General features: G+C 71.2%; 14 protein-coding genes. 3 read left to right on the forward strand and 11 right to left on the reverse strand.

What is annotated here, in order from left to right:
* Positions 1-24 precede the first annotated feature (24 nt).
* The 5 genes from K9S39_RS13840 to rimP form a co-directional block, all read right to left on the reverse strand.
* Positions 25-324 (reverse strand): DUF503 domain-containing protein, encoded by a 300-nt coding sequence (locus tag K9S39_RS13840; protein ID WP_248863644.1) that lies wholly within the window; start codon positions 322-324, stop codon positions 25-27.
* A 179-nt stretch (positions 325-503) separates the two neighbouring features.
* Positions 504-3557, reverse strand: coding sequence for a translation initiation factor IF-2 (infB, locus tag K9S39_RS13845; protein ID WP_248863645.1), 3054 nt, complete (start codon positions 3555-3557; stop codon positions 504-506).
* Positions 3558-3730: 173 nt separating this feature from the next.
* Entirely contained in the window at positions 3731-4009 is a 279-nt protein-coding gene (locus K9S39_RS13850; protein ID WP_248863646.1) for a YlxR family protein, read from the reverse strand.
* A 129-nt stretch (positions 4010-4138) separates the two neighbouring features.
* Positions 4139-5131, reverse strand: coding sequence for a transcription termination factor NusA (gene nusA, locus K9S39_RS13855; protein ID WP_248863647.1), 993 nt, complete (start codon positions 5129-5131; stop codon positions 4139-4141).
* A 2-nt stretch (positions 5132-5133) separates the two neighbouring features.
* Positions 5134-5691 (reverse strand): ribosome maturation factor RimP, encoded by a 558-nt coding sequence (gene rimP / locus K9S39_RS13860; protein ID WP_248863648.1) that lies wholly within the window; start codon positions 5689-5691, stop codon positions 5134-5136.
* A gap of 169 nt (positions 5692-5860) precedes the next feature.
* Between rimP and K9S39_RS13865 the strand changes: the two genes are divergently transcribed.
* The 3 genes from K9S39_RS13865 (at position 5861) to K9S39_RS13875 (ending at position 7958) form a co-directional block, all read left to right on the forward strand.
* The gene (locus K9S39_RS13865) at positions 5861-6412 is read left to right on the forward strand and encodes a hypothetical protein (RefSeq protein WP_248868738.1); all 552 of its coding nucleotides are present in this window, start codon (positions 5861-5863) and stop codon (positions 6410-6412) included.
* An 84-nt stretch (positions 6413-6496) separates the two neighbouring features.
* Complete coding sequence (locus tag K9S39_RS13870) at positions 6497-6997, forward strand: ferritin-like domain-containing protein (protein WP_248863649.1); 501 nt, start codon at positions 6497-6499, stop codon at positions 6995-6997.
* 49 nt (positions 6998-7046) lie between these two features.
* Positions 7047-7958: an aminoglycoside phosphotransferase family protein gene (locus tag K9S39_RS13875; RefSeq protein WP_248863650.1), complete on the forward strand. Its 912-nt coding sequence runs from the start codon at positions 7047-7049 to the stop codon at positions 7956-7958.
* 213 nt (positions 7959-8171) lie between these two features.
* Here the strand turns inward: K9S39_RS13875 and K9S39_RS13880 are convergent, their stop codons facing one another.
* The 6 genes from K9S39_RS13880 to dxr all read right to left on the reverse strand — a co-directional run bounded on the left by K9S39_RS13880 (position 8172) and on the right by dxr (position 15665).
* Entirely contained in the window at positions 8172-9905 is a 1734-nt protein-coding gene (locus K9S39_RS13880; protein WP_248863651.1) for a proline--tRNA ligase, read from the reverse strand.
* 133 nt (positions 9906-10038) lie between these two features.
* A complete protein-coding gene (locus tag K9S39_RS13885; protein WP_248863652.1) occupies positions 10039-10575 on the reverse strand; it encodes a GNAT family N-acetyltransferase in 537 nt (178 codons plus the stop codon).
* 57 nt (positions 10576-10632) lie between these two features.
* Complete coding sequence (locus K9S39_RS13890) at positions 10633-11478, reverse strand: GNAT family N-acetyltransferase (protein ID WP_248863653.1); 846 nt, start codon at positions 11476-11478, stop codon at positions 10633-10635.
* 296 nt (positions 11479-11774) lie between these two features.
* Positions 11775-12932, reverse strand: a complete 1158-nt coding sequence (gene ispG, locus K9S39_RS13895) for a flavodoxin-dependent (E)-4-hydroxy-3-methylbut-2-enyl-diphosphate synthase (protein WP_248863654.1) — start codon at positions 12930-12932, stop codon at positions 11775-11777.
* 169 nt (positions 12933-13101) lie between these two features.
* Positions 13102-14403, reverse strand: coding sequence for a M50 family metallopeptidase (locus K9S39_RS13900; RefSeq protein ID WP_248863655.1), 1302 nt, complete (start codon positions 14401-14403; stop codon positions 13102-13104).
* Positions 14400-15665, reverse strand: coding sequence for a 1-deoxy-D-xylulose-5-phosphate reductoisomerase (dxr, locus tag K9S39_RS13905; RefSeq protein ID WP_248863656.1), 1266 nt, complete (start codon positions 15663-15665; stop codon positions 14400-14402). The genes K9S39_RS13900 and dxr overlap by 4 nt, the downstream gene beginning before the upstream one ends.
* Positions 15666-15876: the final 211 nt, after the last annotated feature.

Raw genomic sequence — 15876 nt, forward strand, 5'->3', positions numbered from 1 at the left:
CACCGGCGATGACCTGCCCGGTCGTCATGACCAGTCGTCTTCGCCGTGCAGCCGCCGCCGAACCGACAGCAGCTCCACTTCGGGCCGTGCGGCGACCAGGCGCTCGCAGCGGTCCATGACTTCGGTGACATGCCCCGGGTCCCCGGACACCACCGCCAGGCCGATGGTGGTCCTGCGGTACAGATCCTGGTCCCCGACCTCCGCGACGCTCACCGCGTACTTGCGGTGCAGCTCGGCGACGATCGGGCGGACGACGGAGCGCTTCTCCTTCAGCGACCGGACGTCGCCGAGAAGCAGGTCGAAGGACAGCGTCCCTAGATACATGCAGTGGGGGCACCTCCCGGGCCCCTCTGGGGCCTGGGGGAGGGTCAAGCCACCCGCGGGGCCTTGGGGTTCCTCCCAGCGGTAGCTGGAAGCGTCTGAGTTATTCGAACCGTACACGGAACGACCGGGGCCGATCGACGGAAATTCCTCCGCCGACCGGCCCCTGACCGTGTACGTGATCAGCCGCGCGGCTTCTCGCGCATCTCGTACGTCGCGATGACGTCGTCGACCTTGATGTCGTTGAAGTTTCCGAGGTTGATACCACCCTCGAAGCCTTCGCGGATCTCGGTGACGTCGTCCTTGAAGCGGCGCAGACCATCGATGTTGAGGCTCTCCGCGACGACCTTGCCGTCGCGGACCAGGCGGGCCTTGGTGTTCCGCCTGACCTCGCCGGAGCGGATGATGACACCCGCGATGTTGCCCAGCTTGGACGACTTGAAGACCTCGCGGATCTCCGCCGTACCGAGCTCGACCTCCTCGTACTCCGGCTTGAGCATGCCCTTGAGGGCCGCCTCGATCTCCTCGATCGCCTGGTAGATGACCGAGTAGTAGCGGACGTCGACGCCCTCGCGCTCGGCCATCTGCGTGGCACGGCCTTCGGCGCGCACGTTGAAGCCGATGACGATCGCGTCGGAGCCGGACGCCAGGTTGATGTCGGACTCCGTTACCGCACCGACGCCGCGGTGCAGCACCCGGATGTCGACCTCTTCGCCGACGTCGAGCTGGAGCAGCGAGGACTCCAGGGCCTCGACGGAACCAGAAGCGTCGCCCTTGATGATGAGGTTGAGCTGCTGGACCTCGCCGGCCTTGAGGACCTTGTCCAGGTCCTCCAGCGACACCCGGCGGGTGCGCTTGGCGAAGGCCGCGTTGCGCTCGCGCGCCGCGCGCTTCTCGGCGATCTGGCGGGCCGTACGGTCCTCATCGACCACCAGGAAGTTGTCGCCGGCGCCCGGGACGTTGGTCAGACCCAGGACCAGGACGGGGGTCGACGGACCCGCTTCCTCGACGTTGTTGCCCTTGTCGTCGAGCATCGCCCGGACCCGGCCGTACGCGTCGCCGACGACCATCGTCTCGCCGACGCGCAGCGTGCCGCGCTGGACCAGGACGGTCGCCACGGCGCCACGGCCGCGGTCGAGGTGGGCCTCGATCGCGATGCCCTGCGCGTCCTGCTCCGCGTTGGCGCGCAGGTCGAGCGCGGCGTCCGCGGTGAGCACGACGGCCTCCAGCAGGCTGTCGATGTTGACACCGTTCTTGGCGGAGATGTCGACGAACATCGTGTCGCCGCCGTACTCCTCGGCCACCAGACCGAACTCGGTGAGCTGGCCGCGCACCTTGGTCGGGTCGGCGCCCTCGACGTCGATCTTGTTGACCGCGACCACGATCGGCACCTCGGCCGCCTTGGCGTGGTTCAGCGCCTCGATCGTCTGCGGCATGACACCGTCGTTGGCCGCCACCACGAGGATCGCGATGTCGGTCGACTTGGCACCACGGGCACGCATGGCGGTGAACGCCTCGTGACCCGGGGTGTCGATGAAGGTGAGGCGACGCTCTTCGTCGTTGACCTCGGTCGCGACCTGGTACGCACCGATGTGCTGCGTGATGCCGCCGGCCTCGCCCGCGATGACGTTCGTCTTGCGGATCGCGTCCAGCAGGCGGGTCTTACCGTGGTCGACGTGACCCATGACGGTCACCACCGGCGGACGCGCGACGAGCATCTCCTCGCCGCCCTCGTTCTCACCGAAGTCGATGTCGAAGGACTCCAGAAGCTCGCGGTCCTCCTCCTCCGGGCTGACGATCTCGACGACGTAGTTCATCTCATCGCCGAGGAGCTGCAGCGTCTCGTCGGAGACCGACTGGGTCGCGGTGACCATCTCCCCCAGGTTCAGCATGACCTGGACGAGCGACGCCGGGTTGGCGTTGATCTTCTCCGCGAAGTCCGTCAGCGAGGCACCGCGCGAGAGCCGGACCTTCTGGCCGTTGCCGCGCGGCAGCAGGACGCCGCCGACCGACGGGGCCTGCATGGCCTCGTACTCCTGGCGCCTCTGGCGCTTCGACTTGCGGCCACGACGCGCCGGACCGCCGGGACGGCCGAACGCACCCTGCGTGCCACCGCGGCCACCGGGGCCGCCGGGACGACCGCCGAAGCCGGGACGGCCGCCGAAGCCGCCGCCACCGGGACCGCCGCCACCGGGACGACCGGCGAAACCGCCGCCGCCACCGGGACGACCGCCGCCGCCACCGGGACGACCGGCGAAACCGCCGCCGCCACCGGGACGACCGCCGCCGCCACCGGGACGACCGGCACCGCCGGGACCGCGGCCGCCGCCACCACCACCGGGGCCGGGACGCGGGCCGGCAGCGGGACGCTGCGGCATCATGCCCGGGTTCGGACGGTTACCGCCGCCGGGACGCGGGCCGGCACCGCCGGGAGCCGCACCCTGCGGACGGGGCATACCACCGGGGGTCGGACGGGCGCCGCCCTGGCCCTGCGGCCGGGGCTGACCGCCCTGGCCACCGGAGCGCGGCGCGCCACCGGGGCCGCCCTGGCCGCCGGGACGCGGGGCGCCACCGGGACGGGGGGCCTGCGGACGGGCCATGCCCGTGGAGCCACTGGACGTGAAGGGGTTGTTGCCCGGACGGGGGCCCGGACGGGCACCGCCGGTACGGCCGCCCTGACGGTCGCCGCCGGAACGCGGAGCGCCGCCACGGCCCTGACCGCCCTGCGCGGGCGACGGACGGCCCGGACGCGGGCCGGGGGTGGCACCGGGACGGGGACCCGACGGAGCGGCCGGCGGAGCCTGGAACTCGGGCTGCGCGGGCGCGGCCGGAGCGGGCTTGGGTGCCGCCGCCTTCGGGGACGGCGTGGGGCGCGGACCCGGCGTCGGGGCGGGAGTGATCTTGGGGGTTTCGGGGGCCGCCGGGGCGGGAGCCGCGGGGCCCGGCTTGGGGGCGCCCGGCTTCGGGGCGGCCGGACGCGCCGCCTTCGCCGGCGACGGGGCCGACGGGGACGGCTTGGCGGGGGCCGACTTGCGCGGCGCCGCGGGCTTGCCAGAGGCTGCGCGGCCACTGCCGCCGCCTGCCTGGAAAGCGTCGGTCAACTTGCGAACAACCGGCGCCTCGATCGTCGAGGACGCCGAACGGACGAATTCACCAAGTTCTTGGAGCTTGGCCATGACGACCTTGCTCTCAACGCCGAACTCCTTGGCGAGTTCGTATACCCGGACCTTAGCCACTTCGCTCCTTCTAGGTCCGGGTGTCCACCGGACCGTCGCTACTTCATGGGCGTACTCATCGCGTACTCATCGAGTGCTCATCGCAATCTCGACCTACTTCCGACTCGCGAGGTACCTGACCGCACGGTTTTCCGTGCGCTGTGCGTTTCTTGCTGTGCTTGGCCATGGCGCCATCAATCAGCGCCCCGCTCGATGAACCGACGCAATGCCGTCGTGTCGAACGGTCCCCGGCCCCGGAAGGCTCGGGAGAACGCCCGGCGGCGGACCGCCAGATCGAGGCAGACCAGTGTCGGGTGCACATAGGCACCCCGGCCGGGCAGCGTACCCCGAGGATCATGGGCACACTCACCCTCGATCACCACGATGCGCAGCAAATCGCCCTTGGCCGCTCGCTCCCGGCATCCCAGACAGGTGCGCTCAGGGCATGCGCGGGCATGCGTCCGGCCAGACACTGCTTAAGTCTACCTCCCCGTGCGGGCTCACCCTTGATGGGGTAATGCCCGAACAGCTGCTCAGAATTCCCGGCGGACGTCCTCGGCGCCACCTTTTTTCCGGTGCGCCGAGGACGTCCGCCGCAGAGTTCAGTCCTGTGGTGCCTGGTGCTCGGTGTCCGGGCGGATGTCGATCCGCCAGCCCGTGAGACGGGCGGCGAGCCGGGCGTTCTGTCCCTCTTTGCCGATGGCCAGTGACAGCTGGTAGTCGGGGACGGTGACCCGGGCGGAACGGGCCGCCAGGTCCATGATCTCGACCTTGCTGACCCGGGCCGGCGACAGCGCGTTCGCCACCAGCTCGGCCGGGTCGTCCGACCAGTCCACGATGTCGATCTTCTCACCGTTCAGCTCGGCCATGACGGCGCGCACCCGGCCGCCCATCGGGCCGATGCAGGCCCCCTTGGCGTTCAGCCCGGAGCGGGTGGAGCGCACCGCGATCTTGGTGCGGTGGCCGGCCTCCCGTGCGATGGCGGCGATCTCCACCGAGCCGTCCGCGATCTCCGGGACCTCCATGGCGAAGAGCTTCTTCACCAGATTGGGGTGCGTACGCGACAGCGTCACGGACGGCCCGCGCACACCCTTGACCACTCGGACGACGTATGACCGCAGCCGCGTCCCGTGCGCGTAGTCCTCGCCGGGGACCTGCTCCTGCACCGGCAGGATGGCCTCCAGCCTGCCGATGTCGACCAGGATGTTCTTGGGGTCCTTGCCCTGCTGCACGACACCGGTGACGACATCGCCCTCACGTCCGGCGTACTCGCCGAAGGTGACCTCCTCCTCGGCGTCCCGCAGCCGCTGCAGGATGACCTGCTTGGCGGTGGTCGCCGCGATCCGCCCGAAACCGGAGGGGGTGTCGTCGAACTCGCGGGGCTCGGCGCCCTCCGGCACGTCCTGCGGATCTTCCTTCGCCCACACCGTCACATGCCCGGTGCCGCGGTCCAGCTCCACCCGCGCGTGCCGACGGCTGCCGTCGGTGCGGTGGTATGCGATGAGGAGGGCCGACTCGATCGCCTCGACCAGCAGGTCGAACGAGATCTCCTTCTCTCGCACCAGTCCCCGCAGGGCACTCATGTCGATGTCCACGGCTACGCCTCCTCCTTGTTCTCGTCGGTTCTGGTCTTGTCGATCTTCTCGTCCTGCCGCGTGTCGCGCTTGTCGGACTTGCGGTTGAACTCCAGCTCGACCCGCGCCTTGGCGATCTCGTCGAAGGCGATGCGGCGGGAGGTCGGCTTGCGCCCCTTGACGCCCGGGACTTCAAGGTCCAGGGCGGTGTCGTCGACGGCGACGATGCGGGCGACCAGCTCGCCGGCGCCCGCCTCCACGGTCAGTTGGGCCTTGATGAGGCGTCCGGTGGCGCGGCGGTAGTGCCGCGGCTCGGTCAGCGGCCGGTCGGCGCCGGGTGAGGACACCTCAAGGGTGTACGGGGCGCCGCCCATCACATCGGTGTCGTCCAGCGCCTGGGATGCCTCGCGGCTCAGCTCGGCGCACTCGTCCAGCTGGACGCCGTCATCGGAGTCGACCACGATCCTCAGCACCCGCCGCTTGCCCGCCGGTGTCACCTCGATCTCTTCCAGATCCAGGTCTCGCGCGGCGACGAGCGGTTCAAGCAGTCCGCGCAGCCTCTCGCTCTGGGTGGTGCTCATCCGGGTGACTCCTCGGCCGCGTGTGCTGTTGTGGGTGGGTCGCGTGTCGGGTCAAAGCCTATCGGTTCCGGCGGGGTACTGACGATTCCGCGGGCGGTCACGGATACTCTCGCCTGCGGTGATCACAACGGAAGACCCCTGGAAGTGGAACGTGCCGAACGTGGCGCTCATGCGCAGAAGAACCCTGCTGGCCGGCACCGCCCTCGGGGGCGCGGCCCTGCTGGCGGGCTGCTCCGAGGAGCCCGGCCCCGAGCAGGACGAACACTCCTCCGCCGCCAACCGGCTCCGCGAGCGGTCCGCCGCCGACAGCGTGGCGCTGCTGGCGCGCTATGACGCGACGCTGGACGCGCACCCGGACCTGGAGGCCCGACTGGGGCCGCTGCGCGCCGAAGTCGCCCGGCACGCCGACGCGTTCACCGACGACAGGGCCGGCAAAGCCACCCCTTCCCCCGGCACCACGCCCTCCGGCCGGCCCGTCCGCCACTCCGGCGCGCCCACATCCGGGCCCTCAGCGGCCACAGGCGAGTCGACGCCCGAGAACGAGCCGGTGCCCGAGGACGAGAAGGCGGCACGCACCGCGCTCGCCGACACGGAACGGAAGCTGGCCGACGCGCGCACCAAGGCGCTGACCTCCGCGCCGCCGGAGCTGGCCCGGCTGCTCGCCTCGGTGGCGGCGGCGGGCGCGACACATGCGTACCTCCTGACGGAGGCCGGGGCGTGAGGCAGGGCGGGGCGGTGGGAGCAGGCGACCCCCGGCAGGGGTGCCCGGCCGCCAGGACATGACCAGGGAAGGAGCACGCCCCCGATGACGGGCACCACTCGCGACAAGGACAGCGCGCAGGACGAGCTGACCGCCGTACAGGCAGCGCTGGCCGCCGAACATGCCGCCGTGTACGGCTACGGCGTCGTCGGCGGGCGGATCGCCGATGCCCGGCGCAAGGAGGCACAGGCGGCCTACGACGCGCATCGCGCGCGCCGGGACGCGCTGCACCGCACCGTGCGTGATCTGGGCGGTAGGCCCGAGGCCGCGGCGGCCGCCTACGAACTGCCCTTCCCCGTACCGGACACCGCTGCCGCCGCCCGGCTCGCCGCCGAGCTGGAGGAACGGCTGGCCGCCGTCTACGCGGACCTCGTACGGGCCGGCGGAAAGGAGCGGCGCAGGGAGGCGGCGGCCGCGCTGCGTGAGGCGGCGGTGCGGTCGGTGCGCTGGCGCGGCAGCGGCGTAGCCTTCCCTGGGCTCCCGGAGCGGGCCACGGCCCCCGACGCCCCGTCGGGCTCCGCGAGCGCCCCCTCCGACGCGCTCTGAACGACCGGCCGCACGCGGCCACCGCCCCCACGAAAGGGACAGCTCACGCATGGCAACGGCCCCCATCGAACCGCCGCAACGGTTGCTGAACTCGTTGCCCGGCGATCCGGAAGGCCCCGTACGGGACTGGCTGGAGGCACTGCCGACACTGGTTCAACAGCGGCTGGAGGGCTGGGAGTTGACGCTGGAAAGGGTGCACGCCCCCGGTGGCCGCAGCAGTCTCGTCGCGCTCGTACGGCAGCAGGGCGGGACGCCCGCGGCACTGAAGATCCCGGTGCCGGGGCGCGCTTCCGCACTGGAGGGCGCGGCGCTGACCGTGTGGGACGGCTGGGGCGCGGTGCGGCTGCTGCGGTCCGACGAGGCAAGCGGTGCGCTCCTCCTGGAGCGGCTGCAGAGCGGGGTGTCGCTGCGGTCGCTGCCGGAGGCCAAGGCGCTGCTGGAAGCGGCGGGCACGGTGCGCCGCCTATGGGTGCCACCGGGCGAGGAGCACCCCTTCGAGACGCTGACCGACCACACGGAGCAGGCAGTGACGGCGCTGCGGACCGCGGACTCCCTGCCGCGCGCGGCCGCACCGCTGATCGAGGAGGCGCTGGAGCTGCGCCGGACGCTGCCGGCCGAATCCCAGGAACGATTCCTGCTGCACGGCGCGTTCCGGCAGGGCAAGGTGCTGGCCGGTGAGCGGGCACCATGGCTGGCGATCGGGCCGGCGCCGGTGGTCGGCGAGCGGGCGTACGACCTGGCAAGCCTGGTGCTGGACCGCTTCGAAGACCTTGCGGCCGGCTCAGGCGCGGCCGCCGCGACCCGCCGCAGGGTGGCCAAACTGGCCGACTCCTTGGACGTCGACCGGGACCGGCTGCGCAACTGGGCACTGTACCGAGCGGTGCGCGCAGGGGTACGGGAGTCGGCGGGGGGAGATCGGCGGCGGGGGGAGCTGTTGTTGGAGTTCGCGACCTGGCTGTAGCTGCGCTGTGCCTGAGCCCCACGTCTTTGGGTGTCCCGCTCCCGAGGGAGTTGGGGAAACCGGTGGGAGTGCACGTAGTCGGTCATGTGCACCTCGTGGTCGCGACCACAGGCACCCGACGGACCACATGGGGCCCCCACCGGCCCCTTTCCCCCCACCGTCCGGAGGCCCGTCACCGCACCCGAAAAACCCACGCCCGCCGCAGGCGCAAGCTCACGCGCCGAGGCGAGCCACGGCCTCCTCGACGCTCAGCTCCTCGCGCTCCCCCGTACGCCGATCCTTCACCTCGACAACCCCCTCGCCCGCGCGCCGCCCCGCGACCACGATGGTCGGCACGCCCAGCAGTTCGGCGTCGGTGAACTTCACGCCCGGCGAGACTCCGGCACGGTCGTCGACCAGCACCCGCAGGCCCGCGGCGCCGAGCCGCTCCCCCACTTCCAGGGCGAGTTCGGTCTGCTTGGCCTTGCCGGCGGCGACGACGTGCACATCGGCCGGGGCGACCTCGCGCGGCCAGCACAGCCCCTTCTCGTCGTGGGTCTGCTCGGCGAGCGCGGCCACCGCGCGGGAGACGCCGATGCCGTACGAGCCCATGGTGACGCGGGCGGGCTTGCCGTTCTGGCCGAGCACGTCCAGCTCGAAGGCGTCCGCGTACTTGCGGCCGAGCTGGAAGATGTGGCCGATCTCGATGGCGCGGTCGATCCGCAGGCCGGTGCCGCACTTCGGGCAGGGGTCGCCGGGCTCGACGACGACCACGTCGAGGTACTCGTCGACCTCGAAGTCGCGGCCGGTGACGACGTTACGGGCGTGCTTGCCCTCCTTGTTGGCACCGGTGATCCAGGAGGTGCCGGGGGCGACCCGGGGGTCGGCGATGTACGTGAACGCCTTCCCTGCCAGGCCCTGCGGGCCGACATAGCCGCGGACCAGCTCCGGCCGGTCGACGAAGTCCTCGGCGGTGACCAGCTCGACGGTGGCCGGGGCCAGATGCTCGCCCAGCTTGCCCATGTCGATTTCGCGGTCACCGGGCACGCCCACCGCGACGATCTCGCCCGCGGCGCCGGCCGCTGATGTCCCGGTTACCTTGACCAGGAGGTTCTTCAGGGTGGCGGAGGCCGGGACGTCCAGGTACTCGGCGAGCGTCTCGATGGTCGGGGTGTCGGGGGTGTCCAGCTCCTCGACCGGGCCGACGGCGCTGCCGTCCACCGGCGCCACCGTGGCCGTGACGGCCTCGGTGTTCGCCGCGTAGTCGCACGAGGGGCAGTCCACGAAGGTGTCCTCGCCGGCCGCGGCGGGGGCCAGGAACTCCTCCGACGCCGAGCCGCCCATCGCGCCGGACACGGCGGACACGATGCGGAAGTCCAGCCCCAGCCGCTGGAAGATCTTCTGGTACGCCCCGCGGTGCAGGGCGTAGGACTGCTCCAGGCCCTCGTCCGTGGTGTCGAAGCTGTACGAGTCCTTCATGTGGAACTCGCGGCCGCGCAGCACGCCGGAGCGGGGGCGGGCCTCGTCGCGGTACTTGGTCTGGATCTGGTAGAGGATCACCGGCAGGTCCTTGTAGGACGTGCACTGGTCCTTGACCGTGAGGGTGAAGATCTCCTCGTGGGTGGGGCCGAGGAGGTAGTCGGCGCCCTTGCGGTCCTTGAGACGGAAGAGGAGGTCGCCGTACTCCTCCCAGCGGCCGCTGGTTTCGTAGGGCTCCTTGGGCAGCAGGGCCGGCAGCAGGACTTCCTGCGCGCCGATGGCGTCCATCTCTTCGCGGACGACGCGGGAGACGTTCTCCAGGACCTTCATGCCCAGCGGCAGCCAGGTCCAGATGCCGGCGGAGGAACGGCGGACGTACCCGGCGCGGACGAGCAGCTTGTGGCTTGCGGTCTCGGCGTCGGCCGGGTCGTCGCGCAGTGTCTTGATCATCAAGCGGGACATGCGCTGGACCTGTGCGGCGTTGGCCATGGGAGTTTCTCCTGCGTAAGAAAGGTGACTCCCAGGAGGTTAGCCGCAGGGGTGTTGCGCAAGGAAATGCGTTCTGCCGGACTCCGCCCCCGGGGCTGCCGCGTCTCCCGGCGCCGGCCGGATCCGGGACCCTTCACTTCCGCTTCAGCGGCAGCTGCGCCCCCATCACCGCGTAGGGCGTGGGCGCACTGGGAAACCGGACGCGGCGGGCGATGTCGACATAGCCGAGAGAGCGGTACAGGCTGCGGGCCGGGCTGTCGGTGTCGATGGCGGAGAGGATGCTGCGCGGTTCGTCGGCCTCGTCGGTGATGCGGGTGATCAGGGTCCGGCCGATTCCGCGGTTCTGGTAGGCGGGGTGGACATGCAGTTCGGTGATGACGAAGGAGTCGTCGAGCCAGTGGTCGAGGCCCGCACTGCGCAGATAGGGCTCGACGACGGTGGACCACCAGTGGGCGCGGTCGTTGGGCATGCCGTAGACGAAGCCGACGAGCCGGCCGGCGGGGGTGGTCGCGCCCAGTGCACGGGCACCGCGGCAGTCGAGGTGGCGCAGGATGATGTGCCGGCGGACGGCGATCTCGTCGTCGGTCAGGCCGAAGGCGAGTGCCTGGACGGCGAGCGCGTCGTCCACGCGGGCAGCGAGATCAAGGGGGCCGACCGCGACGTCATCCATGGTCGGGAGCGTACAAGGCGGCGGGCCCGAGCGGGCCGGAACAGCGCGCCAGGGGGCTCAGAACAGCACGCTCATGAACGCGCCGACCTCCTTGAAGCCGACCCGGCGGTAGGAGGCGCGGGCGGCGGTGTTGAAGTCGTTGACGTAGAGGCTGACGACCGGGGCGACATCGCTGAGGGCGTAGCGCAGTACGGCGGCCATACCGGTCTCGGACAGGCCCTTGCCGCGGTAGGCGGGGTCGACCCAGACGCCTTGGATCTGGCAGGCCCGCGGGGTGGCGGCACCGATCTCGGCCTTGAAGACGACCTTGCCGTCCTCGATGCGGGCGAAGGACCGGCCGGAGCCGACGAGTTCGGCGACCCGGGCCTGGTAGAGGAGTCCGCCGTCGCCGGCCATCGGGGAGATGCCGACCTCCTCGGTGAACATGGCCACACACGCCGGCATGATCAGGTCCATCTCGTTCTTGCGGATGCGGCGTACGTACGGGTCGGGCGCGATCTCGGTGGACGGGGAGCTGGTGACCATCAGGGGCTGGTGGGCGCGGACCTCGCGGGCCGGGCCCCAGTGGGGCTCCAGCAGCGACCACAGTGCGGCGGTGGGGCCCGCCGGGCCGACGATGGAGGAGCAGCGGCGGCCCTGCCGGCGGGCGCGCTCGGCGAAGCCGCGGACGGCCTCGGGGGTGGCGCAGACGGGGACGAGGTTGGCACCGGCGTAGCAGAGGGATTCCAGCCGGCCGCCGACGTACCAGCCCCACATCTCGCCGCCGAGCCGCCAGGGGTCGAGCCCGGCGACCTGGACGCGGGCGGCGACGAAGGCGTTGGCGACCGGTTCGCGGTCCAGAACCGCGAGGGCGTCGTCGAGCTCCCCGGGCTCAAGGACCTTGATGGCAGTGGTCGTCAGCACGTCTCGGAATGCCTCACCGTTACGGGCCTGGGAGGCCAGGCGGGAGCAGGTCTTGGCACTTTACCTCCACCCGCGCGGGGGCACCCGGGGCGCTGCGGGGCGGCTCCGCGGCGGGGTACGCGCGAGGCGGCGAGGTACCCGCGAGCCTCGCGGGCCCGGGGAGGCGTGCCCGGCGGAAATGCGGTGCGCCCGACGGGAATACCGCGTCGGGCGCGTCACGTTGCGGCCCCGCAAGGGGCCCTCGCGACCCTGAGGTGTTGGTTTCGGCTGCCCCCTAAGGGTCAGCCCGCCAAGGGTCAGCCCGCGGCCGTGACGACCGGCTCGCCGGACCCGACGCCGTCCTTCTCCATCTGCTCGGCGATCTTCAGGGCCTCTTCGATGAGCGTCTCGACGATCTTCGACTCGGGGACGGTCTTGATGACCTCGCCCTTGACGAAGATCTGGCCCTTGCCGTTGCCGGAGGCGACACCGAGGTCGGCCTCGCGGGCCTCGCCGGGGCCGTTGACGACACAGCCCATGACGGCGACGCGCAGCGGCACCTCCATGCCCTCGAGCCCGGCCGTGACCTGGTCGGCGAGCTTGTAGACATCGACCTGGGCCCGGCCGCAGGACGGGCAGGAGACGATCTCCAGACGGCGCGGCCTGAGGTTGAGGGACTCCAGGATCTGCAGCCCGACCTTGACCTCTTCGGCGGGCGGCGCGGACAGCGAGACCCGGATGGTGTCGCCGATGCCCTCGCTGAGCAGCGCGCCGAAGGCGACCGCGGACTTGATGGTGCCCTGGAAGGCCGGCCCGGCCTCGGTGACGCCGAGGTGGAGGGGGTAGTCGCACTGGGCGGCGAGCTGGCGGTAGGCGTTGACCATCACGACCGGGTCGTTGTGCTTGACCGAGATCTTGATGTCGCGGAAGCCGTGCTCCTCGAAGAGGGACGCCTCCCACAGCGCGGACTCGACCAGCGCCTCGGGGGTGGCCTTCCCGTACTTCTGCAGCAGGCGCTTGTCCAGGGAGCCTGCGTTGACGCCGATACGGATGGGGGTGCCGGCGTCGGAGGCCGCCTTGGCGATCTCCTTGACCTTGTCGTCGAACTGCTTGATGTTGCCGGGATTGACGCGGACCGCGGCGCAGCCGGCGTCGATGGCGGCGAAGACGTACTTCGGCTGGAAGTGGATGTCCGCGATCACCGGGATCTGGGACTTCCGGGCGATGACGGGCAGCGCGTCGGCGTCGTCCTGGGTCGGGCAGGCGACCCGGACGATCTGGCAGCCGGACGCGGTCAGCTCGGCGATCTGCTGCAGCGTGGCGCCGATGTCGGACGTGCGGGTGGTCGTCATGGACTGCACCGAGACCGGTGCGTCCCCGCCCACGGCGACCGGACCGACGTGGATCTTGCGGCTGACCCGGCGGTCGGCGAGCTTGGTCGGTACGTCCGGCATTCCCAGTGAAATGGCAGTCATCTGGCGAGCAACCCCAAGGTGTGGATCAAGGTCCCGGCTTCGGCGGGCTCCGGTCTCCGAGATTACGGCACGGAGATTGCCGCGGGCACATCACTCCCGGGCGGCCCCACGAACGGGGGCGACCGGGCACCCGTGTGCGTGCGCGGGTGCCCGGCCGGAACCTGTCGCGCTAGGTCAGCTTCACCGGGTTCACCACGTCGGCGACCAGCACCAGCAGGGTGAAGCAGATGAAGATCCCGGCGACGACGTAGGCGACCGGCATCAGCCTGGCGACGTCGAAGGGGCCGGGGTCGGGGCGCCGGACGATCTTGGCGAAGGCGCGTCGGATCGACTCCCACACGGCGCCGGCGATATGCCCGCCGTCCAGCGGCAGCAGCGGCAGCATGTTGAACAGGAACAGCGAGAGGTTGAAGCCGGCGACCAGGAAGAGCATGGTCGCGACCCGCTGCTCCGGCGGGATGTCCAGGGAGAAGACCTCGCCGCCGACCCGGGCCGCGCCGACCACGCCCATCGGGGAGTCCTGTTTGCGTTCGCCGCCGTTGAAGGCCGCGTCCCACAGGTCGGGGATCTTGGCGGGCAGGCTGACCAGGGCTTCGGCTCCCTGCTGGACCATGTTGCCCATGCGGTCCACGGACTGGCCGAAGGTCTGCGGGACGACGCCGCTGGCCGGGGTGAAACCGAGGAATCCGGCGGTGACGTACTCGCCGGCGACATAGCCGCCGTGGCCGTCGGTCTTGGCGACCTTGTTCTCGATGAGGTCGGCGTGCAGGGTCGTGCGCTCGCCGTGCCGTTCGACGACCAGCGTCGCGGGGCCCGTGGTGTCGCGGATCTGCTGCTGCAGGGCGCCCCAGTCCGGGACGGCGTTCCCGTTGAACGAGACGATCTTGTCGCCGGCGCGCAGGCCGGCGGCCTTGGCCGGGGAGTCCTTGGCGCCGGCCGGGCAGGTGTCGGTCCTGGCGGCGGCCGAGATGACACAGTCCGAGACGGAGCCGACCTGGGTCGTCTGGGTGTTGATGCCGAAGCCCATCAGCACGCTCATGAAGATCACGACCGCGAGGATCAGGTTCATGAACGGTCCGGCGAACATGACGATGACGCGTTTCCACGGCTTGCGCGTGTAGAACAGCCGCTTCTCGTCGCCGGGCTGCAGCTCTTCGAAGGCCGCCGAGCGGGCGTCCTCGATCATGCCGCGGAACGGCGAGCTGGAGCGGGCCTGCAGCTGCCCGTCGTTGCCGGGCGGGAACATGCCGATCATGCGGATGTAGCCGCCGAGCGGGATGGCCTTGACGCCGTACTCGGTGTCGCCCTTCTTACGGGAGAAGAGCGTCGGCCCGAAGCCCACCATGTACTGCGGCACCCGGATGCCGAACATCTTGGCCGTGGAGAGATGGCCGAGTTCGTGCCAGGCGATGGAGAACAGCAGGCCGACGACGAAGACGACTATGCCGAGGATCGTCATCCAGGTCGTCATGCGCGCACCTCCGACGGTGTACGTGCCGCACGGGCGGCCAGTTCGCGGGCGCGGGCGCGCGCCCAGGTTTCCGCCTCCAGGACGTCCGCGACGGTCAGGGAGGTTCCCTGTGCGGGCGTGCCGTGCTCGGCGACCACTGCGGCGACCGTATCCACAATTCCGGTGAACGGCAGCCCGCCCTGGAGGAACGCGGCGACACATTCCTCGTTCGCCGCGTTGAAGACGGCCGGGGCGGTGCCGCCCAGATCGCCGACGTGGCAGGCCAGCGGGACGGACGGGAAGGCCGTTTCGTCCAGCGGGAGGAACTCCCAGGTGTGTGCCTGGGTCCAGTCGACTCCGGGCGCGGCGTCCGGGACCCGCTCGGGCCAGCCGATGCCCAGCGCGATGGGCATCCGCATGTCGGGCGGGCTGGCCTGGGCGAGGGTCGAGCCGTCGGTGAACTCCACCATCGAGTGGATGTAGGACTGCGGATGGACGACGACCTCGATGCGGTCGAACGGGACGTCGTACAGCAGATGCGCCTCGATGACCTCCAGGCCCTTGTTGACCAGGGTCGCGGAGTTGATCGTGATGACCGGCCCCATCGCCCAGGTGGGGTGCGCCAGGGCCTGTTCGGGGGTGACGTCGGCCAGTTCGCGCTTCGTACGGCCGCGGAACGGGCCGCCGGAGGCGGTGACGACGAGCTTGCGGACCTCTTCGCGGGTACCGCCGGTCAGCGCCTGGAAGAGCGCGGAGTGCTCGGAGTCGACGGGGACGATCTGGCCCGGTGCGGCGGCGGCCTTGACCAGTGGACCGCCGACGATCAGCGATTCCTTGTTGGCGAGGGCGAGCACCCGGCCGGCCTTGAGGGCGGCGAGGGTGGGGGCGAGGCCGATGGAACCGGTGATGCCGTTGAGGACGGTGTGGCAGGGACAGGCGGCAAGTTCGGTGGCCGCGTCGGGGCCCGCCAGGATGTCGGGCAGCGGCTCTTCGGTTCCGTAGCGCGCGGTCAGCGCCTCACGCAGGGCGGGCGCCGCGTCCTCGCGTGCCACCGCGACGGTGTCGACCCGCAGCTGGTGCGCCTGCTCCGCGAGCAGTTCCACCCGGCCGCCGGCCGCCGAGAGCGCGGTCACGCGGAAGCGGTCGGGGTTGCGCAGCACGATGTCGATCGCCTGGGTGCCGATCGAGCCGGTCGAGCCGAGGACCACAAGGGAGCGGGGGCCGCCCGGAGGGGCGGGTGGCGGCTCGAAGCGCAGGTGCGGGTGGGCGAGGGAGTCCGTCATGTGGTCCATTGTGGCCGGTCGGCGGGGTGCGCCGGGCACCGCGTCCGGGAGGCGGTGGAGCGGGGGTGGGGGAACACATCCCTCAAGGGTCATCCCTTAGGGGGTGAAAGGCCCCCTTGAGCGCCACAACGTGGCCCGCGGTGGGCGGTATTCCCGTGGGCTGGGGCGGAATTCCCGTGACGGCGGTGGGCGGTGTCGCCCTGACGGGCGG

The sequence above is a fragment of the Streptomyces halobius genome (genome assembly GCF_023277745.1).
Classification (GTDB): domain Bacteria; phylum Actinomycetota; class Actinomycetes; order Streptomycetales; family Streptomycetaceae; genus Streptomyces; species Streptomyces halobius.